Source organism: Nocardioides massiliensis (genome assembly GCF_030811215.1).
Lineage (GTDB): Bacteria > Actinomycetota > Actinomycetes > Propionibacteriales > Nocardioidaceae > Nocardioides_A > Nocardioides_A massiliensis.
The window spans coordinates 959,569-975,583 of record NZ_JAUSQM010000001.1 but is presented as its reverse complement, the minus strand read 5'-3'; the positions used below and the strand labels follow the sequence as shown (position 1 = coordinate 975,583).

Annotated in this window: 14 protein-coding genes, 2 tRNA genes and 2 riboswitches; of the genes, 10 read left to right on the top strand and 6 right to left on the bottom strand. The window is 70.9% G+C overall.

All coding sequences use genetic code 11. The features are described 5' to 3' along the window. Positions 1–22: 22 nt before the first annotated feature. The 3 genes from J2S59_RS04955 to J2S59_RS04945 all read left to right on the top strand — a co-directional run bounded on the left by J2S59_RS04955 (position 23) and on the right by J2S59_RS04945 (position 2,227). The gene (locus J2S59_RS04955) at positions 23–817 is read left to right on the top strand and encodes an SDR family NAD(P)-dependent oxidoreductase (protein ID WP_246360421.1); all 795 of its coding nucleotides are present in this window, start codon (positions 23–25) and stop codon (positions 815–817) included. A gap of 47 nt (positions 818–864) precedes the next feature. Then, positions 865–955: transfer RNA gene (locus J2S59_RS04950), tRNA-Ser, on the top strand. Between the two features lie 108 nt (positions 956–1,063). Further along, on the top strand, positions 1,064–2,227 hold the full coding sequence (locus J2S59_RS04945) for an acyl-CoA dehydrogenase family protein (protein ID WP_068125266.1): 1,164 nt from the start codon (positions 1,064–1,066) through the stop codon (positions 2,225–2,227). A gap of 26 nt (positions 2,228–2,253) precedes the next feature. Here J2S59_RS04945 and J2S59_RS04940 read toward each other — a convergent pair whose 3' ends face one another. Beyond that, positions 2,254–2,604 carry a cupin domain-containing protein gene (locus tag J2S59_RS04940; RefSeq protein ID WP_068125264.1) on the bottom strand — a complete coding sequence of 117 codons (351 nt, stop codon included), beginning with the start codon at positions 2,602–2,604 and terminating at the stop codon, positions 2,254–2,256. Between the two features lie 42 nt (positions 2,605–2,646). Then, a complete protein-coding gene (locus J2S59_RS04935) occupies positions 2,647–4,212 on the bottom strand; it encodes a metallophosphoesterase (RefSeq protein WP_306824877.1) in 1,566 nt (521 codons plus the stop codon). Between the two features lie 237 nt (positions 4,213–4,449). Here J2S59_RS04935 and J2S59_RS04930 point away from each other — a divergent pair, with 237 nt between their 5' ends. Then, a complete protein-coding gene (locus J2S59_RS04930) occupies positions 4,450–4,707 on the top strand; it encodes a hypothetical protein (protein WP_068125229.1) in 258 nt (85 codons plus the stop codon). Here J2S59_RS04930 and J2S59_RS04925 read toward each other — a convergent pair. The 3 genes from J2S59_RS04925 to J2S59_RS04915 form a co-directional block, all read right to left on the bottom strand. Then, positions 4,700–5,713: a TrmB family transcriptional regulator gene (locus tag J2S59_RS04925; RefSeq protein ID WP_306824876.1), complete on the bottom strand. Its 1,014-nt coding sequence runs from the start codon at positions 5,711–5,713 to the stop codon at positions 4,700–4,702. The genes J2S59_RS04930 and J2S59_RS04925 overlap by 8 nt on opposite strands. A gap of 49 nt (positions 5,714–5,762) precedes the next feature. Beyond that, the gene (locus tag J2S59_RS04920; protein ID WP_068120213.1) at positions 5,763–7,589 is read right to left on the bottom strand and encodes a phosphoenolpyruvate carboxykinase (GTP); all 1,827 of its coding nucleotides are present in this window, start codon (positions 7,587–7,589) and stop codon (positions 5,763–5,765) included. A 213-nt stretch (positions 7,590–7,802) separates the two neighbouring features. Beyond that, entirely contained in the window at positions 7,803–8,138 is a 336-nt protein-coding gene (locus tag J2S59_RS04915) for an ArsR/SmtB family transcription factor (RefSeq protein ID WP_068120211.1), read from the bottom strand. Between the two features lie 196 nt (positions 8,139–8,334). Here J2S59_RS04915 and J2S59_RS04910 point away from each other — a divergent pair, with 196 nt between their 5' ends. The 6 genes from J2S59_RS04910 (at position 8,335) to J2S59_RS04885 (ending at position 14,572) form a co-directional block, all read left to right on the top strand. Further along, entirely contained in the window at positions 8,335–10,173 is a 1,839-nt protein-coding gene (locus tag J2S59_RS04910; RefSeq protein ID WP_246360273.1) for a phosphoenolpyruvate carboxykinase (GTP), read from the top strand. Positions 10,174–10,284: 111 nt separating this feature from the next. After that, positions 10,285–10,357: transfer RNA gene (locus J2S59_RS04905), tRNA-Arg, on the top strand. A gap of 183 nt (positions 10,358–10,540) precedes the next feature. Continuing rightward, positions 10,541–10,735, top strand: a riboswitch (cobalamin riboswitch). A gap of 126 nt (positions 10,736–10,861) precedes the next feature. After that, the gene (locus tag J2S59_RS04900; protein WP_246360271.1) at positions 10,862–11,635 is read left to right on the top strand and encodes a ferredoxin-like domain-containing protein; all 774 of its coding nucleotides are present in this window, start codon (positions 10,862–10,864) and stop codon (positions 11,633–11,635) included. Next, positions 11,635–12,309 carry a precorrin-8X methylmutase gene (locus J2S59_RS04895; RefSeq protein ID WP_068120207.1) on the top strand — a complete coding sequence of 225 codons (675 nt, stop codon included), beginning with the start codon at positions 11,635–11,637 and terminating at the stop codon, positions 12,307–12,309. Before J2S59_RS04900 ends, J2S59_RS04895 begins: the two co-directional genes overlap by 1 nt. After that, entirely contained in the window at positions 12,306–13,823 is a 1,518-nt protein-coding gene (locus J2S59_RS04890; RefSeq protein ID WP_306824875.1) for a precorrin-2 C(20)-methyltransferase, read from the top strand. Before J2S59_RS04895 ends, J2S59_RS04890 begins: the two co-directional genes overlap by 4 nt. Further along, entirely contained in the window at positions 13,820–14,572 is a 753-nt protein-coding gene (locus J2S59_RS04885) for a cobalt-precorrin-4/precorrin-4 C(11)-methyltransferase (protein ID WP_068122094.1), read from the top strand. Before J2S59_RS04890 ends, J2S59_RS04885 begins: the two co-directional genes overlap by 4 nt. 7 nt (positions 14,573–14,579) lie before the next feature. Here the strand turns inward: J2S59_RS04885 and cbiE are convergent, their stop codons facing one another. After that, positions 14,580–15,815 carry a precorrin-6y C5,15-methyltransferase (decarboxylating) subunit CbiE gene (gene cbiE / locus J2S59_RS04880; protein WP_306824874.1) on the bottom strand — a complete coding sequence of 412 codons (1,236 nt, stop codon included), beginning with the start codon at positions 15,813–15,815 and terminating at the stop codon, positions 14,580–14,582. A 13-nt stretch (positions 15,816–15,828) separates the two neighbouring features. Continuing rightward, a riboswitch (cobalamin riboswitch) is annotated at positions 15,829–16,007 on the top strand. Positions 16,008–16,015: the final 8 nt, after the last annotated feature.

Below are 16,015 nucleotides of genomic sequence, written 5' to 3'. Positions count from 1 at the left end.
GACGCGCCAGGATGGGCGCGTGATGCGCTTCGAGGGACGTCGTGTGCTGGTGACCGGTGCGGGCTCGGGGATCGGGCAGGCCTGCGTGCTGCGGATGCTCGCCGAGGGCGGGCAGGTCGTCGGTGCCGACGTCAGTCCGGAGGGGCTCGCCCACACCGAGAAGCGCGCGGCCGAGCAGGACGCGTCCGGGCCGGGCCGACTGACGACGCTCGAGGTCGACGTCGCCGACGAGGGCTCGGTCGTGGCCGGTGTGCGGTCGGCGGTCGCCACGCTCGGTGGCCTCGACGCCGTCGTCAACGCCGCCGGCATCCTGCGCTCCTCCCACACGCACGAGACCTCGCTTGCCGACTTCGAGCGGGTGCTGCGGGTCAACCTGGTCGGCACCTTCCTGGTCATCCGCGAGGCGATCCCCGCCCTGCTCGACGGGACCGAGCCCGCGGTCGTCAACTTCAGCTCGACCTCGGCGGCGTTCGCCCACCCCTACATGGCGGCGTACTCCGCCAGCAAGGGCGGGATCCAGGCGATGACGCACGCGCTGGCGTCGGAGTACGCCAAGCGCGGGGTGCGGTTCACGTCCGTCCAGCCGGGCTCGATCTCCTCCGGCATGACCGAGGGCCTCGGCGAGAGCGGGCAGAACGCCGGCCCTGGTCTCCCCGACGATGCCGACTTCGACCTCTTCAGCGGGCTGCTGCCCAAGCTGCCCGGCGGTTTCGTCGGACCGGAGAAGGTCGCGGGGGTGGTCGCGATGCTGGCCAGCGCCGACGGGTCGTTCATCACCGGCACCGAGATCCGCATCGACGGCGGCACCCACTTCTAGCCCGATTCGCCCCGTCCCCGGCCGCCCCGGTAGCCTGTCCTCGCTCGGGAGGTGTCGCCTAGTCCGGTCTATGGCGCCCGCCTGCTAAGCGGGTTTGGGGCTACAACCCCATCGAGGGTTCAAATCCCTCCACCTCCGCAGCATCCGAACCCCCGCCGGTCCGCCGGCGGGGGTTCGCGCATTCCCCCGCCCGCGCGGCGATGTTAACGTTCGTTAACCCGCCCCGCCGCGTCCCGGAGGTCCGCCATGTCCGGCCTGCTCAGCGCCGACCTGCCCGAGGAGTACCTCGAGCTCGCCCGCACGGTGCGCGCCTTCGCCACCGAGGTCGTGGCGCCCGTGGCCCACCACCACGACCAGACCCACACGTTCCCCTACGAGGTGGTCGCGCAGATGGGGGAGATGGGGCTGTTCGGACTGCCGTTCCCCGAGGAGCACGGCGGGATGGGCGGCGACTACCTCGCGTTGTGCGTCGCGCTCGAGGAGCTGGGCCGCGTCGACCAGAGCGTCGCGATCACCCTCGAGGCGGGGGTGTCGCTGGGCGCGATGCCGGTCTTCCGGTTCGGCACTGACGAGCAGAAGCAGCGCTGGCTTCCCGACCTGACCGCAGGCCGCGCCCTCGGCGCGTTCGGGCTCACCGAGCCCGGCGCCGGCACCGACGCCGGCGGCACGCGCACGACCGCGGTCCGCGACGGCGACGAGTGGGTCATCAACGGCTCCAAGCAGTTCATCACCAACTCCGGCACCGACATCACCACCCTCATCACCGTCACCGCGGTCACGAGCGAGCTCGACGGCAAGCGCCGGATCTCCTCGATCCTCGTCCCGGCCGACACCCCCGGGGTGCTGGTCGAGCCGGCGTACGACAAGGTCGGTTGGAACGCCTCCGACACGCACCCGTTGACGTTCACCGACGTGCGGGTGCCGGTCGAGAACCTCCTCGGCGAGGAGGGCCGCGGCTACGCCAACTTCCTGCGCATCCTGGACGAGGGCCGGATCGCGATCGCCGCGTTGGCGGTTGGTGCTGCGCAGGGATGCGTCGACGAGAGCATCCGGTACGCCGGGGAGCGCGAGGCCTTCGGGCGGCCGATCGGTGCCAACCAGGCCGTCGCGTTCCGCATCGCCCGCATGGAGGCACGCGCGCACACCGCGCGGCTCGCCTACCTCGACGCCGCGCGGCTGCTGCTGGCCGGCAAGCCGTTCAAGAAGCAGGCCGCCATCGCGAAGATGGTCGCGAGCGAGGCCGCGATGGACAACGCCCGCGACGCGACGCAGGTGTTCGGTGGCTACGGCTTCATGAACGAGTTCACCGTCGCCCGCCACTACCGCGACTCGAAGATCCTCGAGATCGGCGAGGGCACCACCGAAGTGCAGCTCATGCTGATCGCGCGCGAGCTCGGGCTGCCCGGCTGAACCAGCTCTGCTGAGCGGGGTCCGGCTCAGTCCGTGTGTTCGGCTGCGAGCGCCACGGTCAGCAGCACGACGGCGTCCTCGGTGGCCTCGAGGTCGTGGCGCTGCGGCGGGATGATCGCGTGGTCGCCGGCGCTGCCGGTCCACGTGCCGGCGTCGCCGGCGTGGAGGACCACGGTGCCCTGCAGCACCTGCAGCGTCGCCTCACCCGGGCTCTCGTGCTCGCCGAGCCGCTTGCCGGCGGCGAGCGCGATGAGGGTCTGGCGCAACGAGTGCTCGCGCCCGCCGTACACCGTCACCGCGCTCCGACCTGCCGACGAGGACCGGGCCTTCTCGAGGTGCTCGGAGACGAGGGTGGGCAGGTGGGTGGCGGTGGTCATCGACGGCTCCTCAGGTCGGGACGGGTCGGGGGGTCACTACCCTCACCCTGCACCCTGGAACCAGCCGAGCGCGACGGTGGGCACCTGGAGGTCGAGCGGCACCCAGTCCTGGACGACGATTTGGCCGGTGGTGCGGAAGTTGACCGGCTGCAGGCCCACCGGACGACCGTCGCGGTAGGTGAGCAGGGTGAGCTGCGCCTCGCGGCGCAGCTTGCTGCCGAGTGCCAGGGCGTACGCCGCCCCGCCGGTCGTGCCGTTGGTGTAGGAGTAGCCGCGGCGACCGTCCTCGGACTCGACCAGGTCCGGGCCCTCCTGCACGTGCACGTGCCCGCCGATCACCAGGTCGACGCAACCGGCCTCGAGGGCGCCGTTGCCGAGGTTGGCGTCGTGGACGACGAGAGTGCTGATGCGGTCGGAGCTCTCATCAGCGGCGCAGACGTCCTCGGTGAGCTGTTCGCGCTGTTCGTCGAAGCTGATGCCGGGCTCGGCGCGCCAGTTGCCCAGCCCGCTGCTGCGGGGGTCGGGCACTCCGAGGATGCGCAGGTCGTCCTCGACCTCCACGACGTCGCCACGCAGGACGTGGAAGCCGAGGGACTCGAAGTGCTCGGGCACGAAGTCGCCGTTGTCGTGGTTGCCGAGCGCCACGTACCGGTGCTCCCAGTCGTCGAACGCCGTGGCGAGGGACTCCAGGCTGAACGCCTCCCACGATCCGCCGACCGAGGTGTCGTCCCCGAGGTCGAAGAGGATCGTCGCGCCGGCGGCGTCGCCCACCGCCCGGGCCACCGGGTCCATGCCGACGTTGTCGTGGCGGTCGCTCACGATGAGCGCGACGGTCTCGTCCTCGGCCGGCTCCCGCAGCTGGTCGGCGATGTCGGGCACGGCGTCGACGATGCGCCCGTAGAAGTCGAGGCTGTTGCGGTAGGTGTCCAGCGCGCTGGTGATCAACGACCGGGTCCCCGCGGTCAGCAGGTCGGCGTCGAGCTGCAACGGAGCGACCTCCTCGGGGACCGGCACGCCGGCGGGGACGACCTCGGCGACCGGCACCCACCGCGACACCCCGACGGCGGGGGGTCCGCCCTGCCACGGACGCAGGCCGACGACCACGAGCCCTGCGACCAGGACCACCACGAGCGCCGTACGCCGCCAGCCGACGCGCAGCAGCTCGCGACGGCGCCGGCGGCCGACCAGCATCCACAGCGCGGGGAACGCCAGGCCGATGAGGGCGCCGTTGAGCGCCGCCTCACCCGCCAGCTCCGTGATCGCGGTGCGCACGCGCTCGATCTGTCCCTCCGGCTGGCTGGCGATCACGGCGTACCGCTCGATCAGTTCGTCGTAGCTCTCCGCCGTCGTCCGTCCGAGTGCGAGCTGGGCACCCACCGTGCCCTCGAGCGGGTAGCGCAGCCCGGGCAGGTAGGGCCCGAGCTCGATCGAGGCGTACCCGTCGAGCGTCGGGCGAACGGTCGTCTCGTGGCCGAACAACACCGTCGTCGTGCTCGAGTTGAGGAACACGAGCAGCGCGGCGGCGATGCTGACGACCAGCCACCCGACCACGTGCACAACACTGCGCCGCGCGGTCCGGGCGAGCAGACGAACGGGCTCGGCGGTCACTGGTCTCCTTCGACGCGGGGCACGGTCCTGGTCCTGCGGGGTGCAGGTTTGTGCAGGAGTCGGCGCGGGCACCAGCCCACCCCATCCCTGCACGAACCTGCACTGCACAGTCCTGACCAGCGCCGTCGCTGGTCTTCTGAGCCGGAGTCGCCGACACTACAAGTGAGCCGGGGCTCCACCTGTCGTCGCCCAACCTGCCCCACGCTCGGGGCTCGCACACCACCTGACGAGGGAACGATGTCCACTTTCACCAGCACCACCGCTCGGCTCGCCCGCCGCGCCCGCGTCGCAGCCGCCGGTGCCGCCGCAGCCGTCCTGGTCCTCGGTCTCGGTGCCGGAGCGGGTGCCGCCGTCCAGGCCTCGACTCCCACCGCACCGGTCACCAAGCCGGCGAAGCCGACCAAGCCCGGCACCGTGCAGCCGTTGCGCGACACCGGGTGGGACTTCACCGCCCCCGGGTTCCGCCCGACCGACACCGGCTGGGACTTCAACTGACCTCGTCGGGCCCGTCGTTGCGTCCCTCGTTCCGCATGGCGTAGCCCAGCTGGAACCGCGTCTGCACGCCGTACTCCTCCTTGAGCGCGGCGATGTAGCCCGCGTAGGTCCGGGTGCTGACGCCGATGCGCTTGGCGCTGGCCGGGTCGGAGTGGCCCTCGACCAGCATCCGGATCGTGATGGCGCGGACGTCCTCGGCGATGTCGCGCGCCATCGCGGCGTCGCGGGTTGTGTAGGGCCGCGCCCGCTCCCAGGCCCGCTCGAAGACGTCGGTCAGGTAGGCGACGAGGGCGGGCTGGTGCGTCGCGACGGCGACGTGGTTGCCCTCCGCGCCCGGGATGATCGCCAGCTCGCGGTCGACGACGATGAGCCGGTTGAAGAACTCGTCGAGGGTGCGCACCTCACCCCCGTGGGCGGAGACGGCCTGCACGTAGTCGCGGGTGGCGGTGCTCCGGCGCGCCGAGTGCTGGTAGAGCGTGCGCATCTGCACGCCGCGCTCGAGAGCCTTGATGTCCCGCGCCGCGGCGACGGCCAGGGTGGCCGCCGACCGTCCGCCCGAGGGCTGGGCGGTGAGCAGCTCCTTGCGGGCGTCGGCCACGATCGCTTGGAGATAGCGGTTGATGTTGGCGTAGCCGCGGATCTCGGTGACCGCCTGGTCGCCGACCTGCGGCGCTCGGCGGTAGGTCTGGCCGAGCTCGCCGAAGACCTCGGCCCACCGCGCCGACTCGGCCAGCAGCTCGGCGCCCTGCTGCCCGAGCGGGACGACCACCCGGGACTGGATGCTGCTGGGGTCGACGGGGTGGAACAGCTTGGGGTCGTCGCGCTGGGTCAGCAGACCCAGGTCGATGAGCAGGTCGACCGCAGCCCGCTCGGTGGTGTCGGCGGGGAAGGTCGAGGAGTCGACGGTCAGCGAGCCGACCTCGACGGCGCGGGTGTAGAGCTCGGCCGCAGCCGTCTCGAGGAGCTGGCGTTGCTCCGGACCGTAGCTGCCCTGACTCGGGTTCACCGCGCCTCCTCCCGCACGCCGGTCAGCGTATCGGGAGGAGACGCGGGCCTCAGCCCTCGAGGCGGGCGCGCAACCCGTCGAGCTCGGTCCAGAGCACGCCGGGCAGGTCGTCGCCGAACTTGTCGAACCACTCCTGGATCTGCGGCAGCTCGGCCTTCCACTCCTCCGCGTCGACCTCGAGGCACTTCGCCAGGTCGGCCGCGGACATGTCGAGCCCGTCGGTGTCGAGCGACTCCGGCGTCGGCACGTGGCCGATCGGGGTCTCGACCGCGGCCGCCTGGCCGTCGATCCGCTCGACGACCCACTTCAGCACGCGGCTGTTCTCACCGAAGCCGGGCCAGACGAAGTTGCCGTCGTCGTCGCGGCGGAACCAGTTGACGTAGAAGATCTTCGGCAGCTTGGCCGCGTCGTTCTCCTTGCCGACCGTGATCCAGTGGTTGAAGTAGTCACCGGCGTTGTAGCCGATGAACGGCAGCATCGCCATCGGGTCGCGGCGCACGACGCCGACCTGGCCGACCGCGGCGGCGGTGGTCTCCGACGACAGCGTCGCGCCGAGGAACGTGCCGTGGGTCCAGTCGCGCGCCTCGAAGACCAGGGGGATGGTGTCGCGGCGCCGGCCGCCGAAGAGGATCGCGTCGATGGGTACGCCGCGCGGGTCGTCGTACTCCGCAGCGAGGATGTCGCACTGCTTGATGGGGGTGCAGTAGCGCGAGTTCGGGTGGCTGGAGAGCTCGGTGGAGTCGGGCGTCCAGGGCTCGCCCTTCCAGGACGTGGCCCGGGCCGGCGGGTTCTCCAGGCCCTCCCACCACACGTCGCCGTCCTCGGTGAGCGCGACGTTGGTGAAGACCGAGTTGCCCTTGGCGATGGTGCGCATCGCGTTCGGGTTGGTGTGCTCGTTGGTGCCGGGGGCGACGCCGAAGAACCCGTACTCCGGGTTGACCGCCCACAGCCGGCCGTCCTCGCCGACCCGCATCCAGGCGATGTCGTCGCCGAGGGTCTCGACCTTCCAACCCGGGATCGTGGGCTGGAGCATCGCGAGGTTGGTCTTGCCACACGCGCTGGGGAACGCCGCGGCGACGTACTTCACGACGCCCTCGGGGCTGGTGAGCTTGAGGATCAGCATGTGCTCGGCGAGCCAGCCCTCGTCGCGGGCCATCACCGAGGCGATGCGCAGCGCGTAGCACTTCTTGCCGAGCAGGGCGTTGCCGCCGTAGCCGGAACCGAAGGACCAGATCATCCGCTCCTCGGGGAACTGGACGATGTACTTCGTCTCGTTGCACGGCCAGGCGACGTCGTCCTCACCCTCGGCGAGCGGGTGGCCGACGGAGTGCAGGGCGGGGACCCAGGAGAACTCGGTGCCGGCGGCCTCGAGCTCCTCCATCTTGCGCAGCACGTGCGAGCCCATGCGGGCCATGACGCGCATCGAGGCGACGACGTAGGCGGAGTCGGTGATCTCCACGCCGAACATCGGGTGCTCGGCCTCGAGGTGACCCATCACGAACGGCACGACATACATCGTGCGGCCCTTCATGCAGCCGGCGTACAGCCCCCGCATGAGCTCCTTCATCGCGTCGGGGTCCATCCAGTTGTTGGTCGGACCCGCGTCGCGCTCGTCGCGCGAGCAGATGTAGGTGCGGTCCTCCACGCGGGCGACGTCGATCGGGTCGGACGCGGCGTAGAAGGAGTTGGGCTTCTTCGACTCGTCGAGCCGGATGAAGGTGCCGGTGCCGACGAGGAAGTCGGTGAGCTGCACCCACTCCTCGTCGCTTCCGGTGCACCAGTGGATGTCGTCGGGCTGGGTCAGCTCTGCGACCTCGGTGACCCAGTCGAGGATGCCCTGGTGGGTCGTGCCCTGCTGAGCGGCTGCGGCAGTCATGCCTGATAGGTCCCTCTCGCGCTTCGCGGCCGCCCTCGAGAGGGGCCGGCCGGCCGCCGAGCGTATCGGCGGAATGGTCGTTGGGTGATGCGTCCCGGCGTCGGTGCGGGGAACCGCCAGTATCACTGCGCCGATTCGGCGCTGACCATTGGATCGATCAAGGGTCGGGTGCGGGGTGATCCGCGTCTCATGCCACCCCAGCAGGGCGCAGTCTCAGGACGTCTCGCCGAGCTCGTCGAGCAGGTCGCGCGAGTTGGCCAGCGTGCTGCCCAGGATCCGTCGGCCGGTGCTGAGCAGGTCGGCGACGTCCGGGGTGGCGAGGGCATAGCGCACCGTGGACGCCTCGCGGTGCGAGGAGACCAGGCCTGCGCGGCGGAGCACCGCCAGCTGCTGCGAGAGCGTGGACGGCTCCAGGCCGAGGATCTCCAGCATCTCGCGCACCGTGGTCGGGCCGCGCTGCAGGATCTCGAGCACCCGGATCCGCGTGGGGTGACCCAGGGTGCGGAACAGCTCAGCCTTGGCCTCATAGAGCGGCACGCTGGTGGGCATCAGGGTCCTTGTCGGCGGGGAGCGCGGCGGGGTCTCACTCGTGGGGTCACAGGTTCATCAATCCTTCAAGCCATGTACGGTAGCCCATCATGCGGGATTCCGGGCACGCTCGATGCACGGCACGGGTCCGCAGGGTAGGCATGACCCGCAGCTGCACCCGACCGCACGCACCCCACAGGCAGGACCTCCGAAAGGCATGAGCGACATGGTGGATGTCGAGAAGGCACTCGACGAAGCAGGACTGACCAACTCGTACGTGCGGGACTACGTCGTGCACTGGGCCGGCGTCACCCGCCCGGACCGCATCGAGGTGGTCGGCGCGGCCGACGACGCGCGGCTGGTCGAGGAGGCCCTGGCGGCTGGCGAGCTGCTCCCGGCGGGGGAGGGGCTCTACTACTCCCGCAGCTACCACAAGGACACCGCGCGCTCCGAGGAGCGCACGATCGTGGCGACCAACGACCCCTCGGACAAGGGCGTCTACAACAACTGGAAGCCGGCTGAAGAGATGAAGCCGAAGCTCATCGAGCTGATGACCGGCGCGTCCGAGGGCAAGACGATGTATGTCATCCCCTACCTCATGTCGCCCAAGGGTGCGCCGCTCGAGCGGTTCGCCGCCGGTGTCGAGCTCACCGACAACCGCAACGTCGTGCTCCAGATGATCCGGATGTCGCGCGTCGGGGTCGAATACATCAACGACCTGGGTGACTCCTTCGTCAAGGCCGTGCACGTCACCGGCGACCTGGAGAACCTCGGTCAGGGCACCCCTGACGACAAGCGCTACTTCGTGACCGTCGCCGACGAGCGCACGATCCTGCACTTCGGCTCGTCGTACGGCGGCAACGCGCTGCTCGGCAAGATCGCCCACGGCCTGCGCCAGGGGGCGTACGACGGCTGGAAGAACGGCTTCCTGGTCGAGCAGTTCATGCTGCTCGGGATCACCGACAAGCAGACCGGCAAGAAGTACAACATCTGCGGCGGCTTCCCCTCGGCCTCGGGCAAGACCAACCTCGCGATGACGCTCGCGCCCGACGCGCTCGGCGACCGCTACCACGTGGAGTTCTACGGCGACGACATCGCCTGGATCTGGGTCGACGACAGCGGCACGCTGCGCGGCTTCAACCCCGAGAACGGCGTCTTCGGCGTCGCCAAGGACACCAACGAGAAGACCAACCCCACCGCGCTCGACTCGATCGTGCCCGGCACCGGGGCCATCTTCACCAACGTGGCCTACAACGAGAAGACGCACGAGGTGTGGTGGGAGGGTCGCGGCGAGAAGCCGACCGACCTCGACGGCTGGCTGGACTGGAAGGGCGAGCCCATCGCCGAGCGGTCGGCCGAGGACGCCGACGCTCCCTGGGCGCACCCCAACAGCCGCTTCACCACGACGCTGGCCAACGTGCCCAACGTCGCCGAGGACTTCGAGGACCCGGCCGGTGTCGAGATCCACGGCGTGATCTTCGGTGGCCGCACGAGCGACCGCGAGCCGCTGATCCGCGCGATCGACGACATCGCCGAGGGTGTGTACGACGGCCTGACGCTTGGCGCCGAGGCGACGTTCGCGGCCGACGGCCTCGACGGCCAGCTGCGCTACGACCCGATGTCGATGCGGCCGTTCATGTCCTACCCCGAGGGTGCGTACGCCGCCCACTGGCTCAAGGTGATCGGTGCCGCGAAGAACAAGCCGGTCTTCGCCCACGTCAACTGGTTCCAGAAGGGCGACGACGGCCGCTTCCTGTGGCCGGGCTACCGCGAGAACCTCCGCCCGCTGGTGTGGCTCATGCAGTACCGCGCCGGTGAGGTCCAGGGTCGGCGTACCCCGGTCGGCGTGCTGCCGCTGAAGGACGAGCTGCTGCTCGAGGGTCTCGAGATCCGTCCCGACGATCTCGACACCGTCCTCAGCATCGACGTCCCGCGCTGGCAGCAGGAGATCGGCTTCCGCGAGGAGCACCTCCAGCAGTTCGACGGGCTGCCGGAGGAGATCTGGGAGGCCCACCGCCGCGTGGCCGCCGCCCTGGAGGCCGAGGCCGCGCAGTAAACCACCCGAGCCGAGGCTCGGCCGTCTCCCCGGACGGGGCGATTTCGCCCCGCACCCGGGGAGACGGTAGAGTCCTCCAGGTCCCAGCACGCACAGCCGAGTTCGGGACGGGCGCCTGTAGCTCAACGGATAGAGCATCTGACTACGGATCAGAAGGTTTGGGGTTCGAATCCCTACAGGCGCGCAGGACGAGGAGCCGCAGGTCAGCACCGCTGACCTGCGGCTTCGTCATTTCGTGACGCCAGGGGGCTCCGCCCGGGCCCGTCCTTACGGCCCACGGTGGGCACGGCGTGATCCGTAGCCTGTGAACAGGTTGTGCGCGAGGAATCGACGGTGGGGCGGCAGCAGGACGCCGACGAGAGACCGGTATGTTCCAGCCAGCCAGTCGTGCTCCTGATGCCAGGAGTCAGGGAATCCGGTGTGAATCCGGAACTGACGCGCAGCGGTGAGGGGACGGGTGGGACGAGCCGACGACGGCAGCCACTGGGGCACACGTGCCCTGGGAAGGCGTCCACACCCGGATGATCCGAGTCCGAAGACCTGCTGGCCCTGACGACACCCGTCGTCGGGTCAAGGTGGGTCTCGCGTACGGACCCTGACTCCGAGCAAGGTGAGCATCGCGGTGAACCGGGTCCGACCAGACCGTTGTCCTGGCGCGCTGCGCCCCTGGCCCGCTTCAGACGGATTGTTGGCGCGCCTGCGTCTGCCGGGCGGCCGTCTGCAGGCGGACTCCCTGACGGCGGTCATCCGATTCGCCGAACGGTACGGCGACGGCCGGGTGCGGGTGACCACCCGCAGCAATCTTCAGGTGCGCGGATTGCCCGCAGCGCCGGGCACGGAGCGCCTGGCCGACGACGTCCTCGCGGACCTGGAACGGACGGGGCTCCTGCCCAGCCGCGCCCACGACCTCGCGCGGAACGTGATGGCCTCGCCGCAAACGGGCCTGGCGGGCGGCCGTGCGGACGTGCGACCCGTGGTGGCGGCTCTCGACGCTGCGATCTGCGCGGACCCGGCCCTCGCAGGCCTGCCGGGTCGCTTCCTGTTCGTTCTCGACGACGGCCGAGGCGACCTGCTCGAGCGCAGCTGTGACCTCGGCTTGGTAGCCCTCGACGCGCATCGCGCACAGGTGCGGGTCGGTGCGGGATGGGGGCCGGTCGTGCCACTCGCGGCGGCGCCCGCCGCGCTGGTCACGCTCGCCCGCGAGTTCCTCTCACGGCGCGGCAGCGGCCCCGCGGCGGCCTGGCACGTCACCGAGCTCGATCACCCGCTCACCGATGCCCATCCACCTGACCAGCGACTTCCGTCGCCGGCACCCCCACTGCCGTACGGCGAAGTTCCCGGTGGGTTCCACCAACGCGTCCCCGATGGGGGCCTCGACCGGGCCGCCGTGAGCCGGCTCACCGACGCACCCGTCCTCATCGTCACGCCGTGGCGCGGCGTCCTGATCCCCGAGGAGACCTGATGACCTTCGAGACCGACCTCCGTCCACCCCGACGGCACTACGAGTACGTCGGCCGCGGCGCAGCGATCTACCGAGACTCCTTCGCCACGATCCGTCGTGAGGCCGACCTATCCTCGGTGCCTGCGGAGGCCGAGCGGCTGGCGGTACGCATGATCCACGGAAGCGGCCAGGTCGACCTGACCGACGACCTCCTCATCGATCCACGTCTCGTCCCCCGTGCCCGGGCGGCTCTGGAGGCTGGGGCACCGATCCTGTGCGACGCCACGATGGTCGTGCGCGGTGTGACGCGCAGCCGTCTGCCGGTGGACAACGACGTGCTCTGCCTGCTGGAGGACCCGCGTGTGCCAGATCTGGCCGACCGGTGGGGTACGACGAGGTCCGCTGCCGCGGTGTCGTTGTGGGAGCCCCGCCTCGAGGGTGCGGTCGTCGCGATCGGGAACGCTCCGACAGCCCTCTTCCACCTGTTGGAGATGCTGGTCGACGGCGCCCCGCGCCCGGCCGCGATCGTCGGCTGCCCCGTCGGCTTCATCGGAGCCGCTGAGTCCAAGCAGGCACTGGCCGACCTGGCCACCGACCACGGCATCGACATCCCGTTCGTCACCGTGCGCGGTCGACGCGGCGGGTCAGCGATGACCTCCTCCGCGCTCAACGCCATCGCCCAGGAGGAGGAATGAGCACCGGCCGGTTCTACGGCGTCGGAGTCGGTCCGGGCGACCCGGAGTTGATCACCCTGAAGGCGGCACGCCTGATTGCAGCCGCCGACGTGGTGGCTTACCACGCAGCCGCCGGTAAATCCTCCAACGCCCGTCGCATCGCCGCTGATCTGGTGCCGACCGGCGTGATCGAGGAAGAGCTGACCTATCCGGTCACCACAGGGACGACCGACCACCCCGGTGGGTACGAGGGGGCGCTGGCCGACTTCTACCAGCAGGCAGCAGCCCGCCTGGCCGCACATCTTGACGCGGGCCGCGACGTGGTGCTGCTGGCCGAGGGCGACCCGTTGTTCTACGGCTCCTACATGTATATGCACGACCGGCTCTCGGCGACCTACCCGACCGAGATCGTCGCCGGTGTCCCGGCGTTCCTCGCCGCAACCGCCACGACGGCCTCCCCGCTCGTGCGGCAGACCGACGTCCTGACGGTGCTGCCCGGCACACTTCCCGAGCCCGAACTCGCTCGCCGGCTCGCCGACACCGATGGCGCCGTCATCATGAAGCTCGGCCGGACCTTTCCCGCCGTACGCCGCGCACTCGTCGCTGCGGGGCGGCTCGAGCACGCGCTGTACGTCGAGCGTGCCTCCATGCCGGAGGAGCACTGGCGTCCCGTGGCCGAGGTCGACGAAGGCCGAGTGCCGTACTTCTCGCTCGTCGTGGTGCCCGGCGACACCCTCCACGGTCCTCGCTCCCGCGACGGATCCGCCGCGCCCGCCCGTCCGGGACGCGCGGACGAGACGACGCGCGGAGCCGAGCTCCTCGTCGTCGGCCTGGGGCCGGGCCCCGAGGAATGGCTGACGCCCGAGGCGACATCTGCGCTGGCAGAGGTCGACCACGTCGTCGGCTACGCGCCGTACGTGGCGCGCGTGCCCCAGCGGGCCGGCCTCACGCGACATGCCTCGGGCAACACCGTGGAGGTCGACCGGGCTCGGCACGCACTGGACCTGGCCCGTCGGGGTGATCGGGTCGCGGTCGTCTCCGGGGGAGATGCCGGCGTGTTTGGAATGGCCGCCGCCGTCTTCGAGGCCGCCGAGGACGCGGTGTATGACGGGGTCGCGATCCGGGTGCTGCCGGGAGTCAGCGCCGTCCAGGCCGTCGCCGCACGAGCAGGTGCGCCGATCGGCGCCGACTTCGCGGTGCTCAGCCTCTCCGACCGGCTCAAGCCGTGGTCGGTGGTCGAGCGTCGATTGCGTGCCATCGCCGAGGCCGATCTGGTGCTGGCGATCTACAACCCCGCCTCACGCAGCCGCACCGAGCAAGTCGGCATCGCCCGCAGTGTGCTGCTCGAGCACCGCCGGCCGGAGACGGTCGTGGTGGTCGGGCGCGATGTCGGACGGGCCGAGGAGTCGTTGACGCTCACCACCCTCGGCGAGCTCGACCCCGCCTCCATCGACATGAAGTGCCTGCTGATCGTGGGCTCTTCGAGCACGCGCGTCTCGCCCGCGGGCGTCTGGACCCCGAGGTACGTGCGATGACGGTCCACTTCGTCGGCGCCGGTCCCGGCGCCGCCGACCTGCTCACGGTGCGGGCGACGCGTCTGCTGGCCGAGGCCGAGGTGGTGCTCTACCCCGGCACGTACCTCGACTCCGAGGTGTTGGCGCACTGCAGCGCACGGGCCCGGCTGGTCGACACCCAGAGCCTCGACCTCGAGGCGATCACGAGGACGATCGTCGAGGCCGACCGCGACGGTCGCCGCGTCGTGCGGCTGACGTCGGGAGACCCGTCGCTCTACTCCGCGCTGCACGAGCAGACCCGCCGACTCGACGAGGCCGGCGTCTCCTGGCAGGTCTGCCCGGGCGTCCCGGCGTACGCCGCCGCGGCGGCGCTGGTCGGGCGCGAGCTCACGGTCCCGCACGTCGCACAGTCAGTCGTGCTGACCCGCACGCAGGCACGGTCCACACCGATGGGCGAGGGGGAGCGGCTCACTGACTTCGCCGCCACCGGCGCGACCTTGGTGCTCCACCTGGCGATTATCCGAACGCGGTCACTGATCGAGGAGCTGGCGCCCGTCGTCGGTGTCGACTGCCCGGTCATCGTTGTCCACCGCGCGAGCCAACCGCAGGAGCAGGTGCTGCGCGGCACCGTCGCCGACATCGCCGACCAGGTCGAGGAGGCAGGTCTGCGGCAGGCTGCAGTGATCCTCGTCGGGCGAGCCCTCGCGCGGGACGGGGGCGAGTCGTTCCTCTACAGCGCTGATCGACCCCGCAGCGGGGGCCAGAGCTGAGGGAGGGTCAGCGGGTCAGCGCCCACTGCGTCACCGTGCGCGCGGGCGTCCACCCGGTGAAGTTGCCCACGGGGGCAACGGACTCGACCGCGATCCGGGTCAGCTCGCCGCCGTGTGTGCGATAGGACTCGGCCAGGAGGGCTTCGGTCTCCAGGGTCACGCCGTGCACGACGAGCCGGCCTCCAAGTGCCAAGGCCGCGAGGCAGGTGTCGAGGACTCCGGGCCGGGTGGCGCCACCGCCGATGAAGACCGCATCCGGGCGCGGCAGGTGGGCCAGCGCGTCGGGCGCGTGCCCCTCGACGACGACGAGGTCGGGCACGCCTAGCCGAGCGGCGTTGTGGGCGATCCGCGCTGCCCGGTCGGGATCGGACTCGACGGCCGTGGTGTGGCAGGTGGGGTGAGCGCGCATCCACTCGATGCCGACCGAGCCGGCGCCGGCGCCGACGTCCCACAGGTGTTGCCCCGGTGCCGGCCGGAGCCGCGCCAGTGCGGAGGCGCGAAGGTCACGCTTGGTCAGCTGTCCGTCGTGGTCGAAGGCGTCGTCCGGGAGTCCGGCGACCCACGTCGAGTGCCAGTCGCTGATCGACGCCGGGATCTCGACGGCGAGGACGTGCAGGGGTGGCACGTCCGCGGCGGGGACGGCAACCCACTCCCGTGCCGTACGACGTGCTCGCGTCTCGTGTGCCGAGCCGAGATCGCCCAGCAGGGTGACCGCCACATCTCCGCAACCGGCCCCGACCAGGAGCGCCCCGACGATCGCGGGGGTCTCGGCGCCGGAGGTGAGCAACAGGATCCGACGCCCGGGAGCGATCTCGCGCACCAAGCGCGACTCGTGCCGACCGACGAGACCGACAACGACGGACTCCTCGGCCGACCACCCCATCCGGGCCCGCGCCAGCGCTGCGGAGGAGATGCTCGGGATGATGCGGACCGCAGCGGCCCCGAGCGCCCGAACCAGGGTGGTGCCGATCCCGGAGACCATCGGGTCGCCGGAGGCTAACGCGACGGTCCGGCGACCACGCACGCGTTCGAGCAGCGACGGAAGGTGCTCGGCCAACGGTGTGGGCCACGCGAGGCGCTCTTGTCCCGGCATGACGGGGACCGCGGCCAGGTGGCGGCGCCCCCCGAGCACCACCTCGGCGTCCCGCACGAGAGCCTCGGCCGCGCCGTCGAGGCTGCCGTCGGCGCCGATCCCGATCACGGTCAGTGCGGCATCGGACGGGGGGTCTGCGATGTCGGGCACGGACGGGACGCTATCGTCCTGTTCTGCGTGAGGTGCCCCTGCGGCCCAACCATCGCCCAGCGGTGGGGACGGACTACGGGGAGAATCTGGGAAGCCGGTGAGATTCCGGCACAGGCCCGCTGCGGTGAACCAAGCACTCCCTACAGGAGTGACTCGGCAAGTCCGAAGACCGGCCTCGCGTTGCCACATCCAACGGCCTT

Excerpts from the sequence above, each read along its gene's own strand:
- J2S59_RS04885 (WP_068122094.1), top strand. The coding sequence starts at position 13,820 with ATGACGGTCCACTTCGTCGGCGCCGGTCCCGGCGCCGCCGACCTGCTC.
- J2S59_RS04940 (WP_068125264.1), bottom strand. The coding sequence starts at position 2,604 with ATGACCACCGCCACCCACCTGCCCACCCTCGTCTCCGAGCACCTCGAG.
- J2S59_RS04890 (WP_306824875.1), top strand. The coding sequence starts at position 12,306 with ATGAGCACCGGCCGGTTCTACGGCGTCGGAGTCGGTCCGGGCGACCCG.
- J2S59_RS04895 (WP_068120207.1), top strand. The coding sequence starts at position 11,635 with ATGACCTTCGAGACCGACCTCCGTCCACCCCGACGGCACTACGAGTAC.
- J2S59_RS04955 (WP_246360421.1), top strand. The coding sequence starts at position 23 with ATGCGCTTCGAGGGACGTCGTGTGCTGGTGACCGGTGCGGGCTCGGGG.
- J2S59_RS04915 (WP_068120211.1), bottom strand. The coding sequence starts at position 8,138 with ATGCCCACCAGCGTGCCGCTCTATGAGGCCAAGGCTGAGCTGTTCCGC.
- J2S59_RS04945 (WP_068125266.1), top strand. The coding sequence starts at position 1,064 with ATGTCCGGCCTGCTCAGCGCCGACCTGCCCGAGGAGTACCTCGAGCTC.
- J2S59_RS04930 (WP_068125229.1), top strand. The coding sequence starts at position 4,450 with ATGTCCACTTTCACCAGCACCACCGCTCGGCTCGCCCGCCGCGCCCGC.
- J2S59_RS04910 (WP_246360273.1), top strand. The coding sequence starts at position 8,335 with ATGAGCGACATGGTGGATGTCGAGAAGGCACTCGACGAAGCAGGACTG.
- J2S59_RS04920 (WP_068120213.1), bottom strand. The coding sequence starts at position 7,589 with ATGACTGCCGCAGCCGCTCAGCAGGGCACGACCCACCAGGGCATCCTC.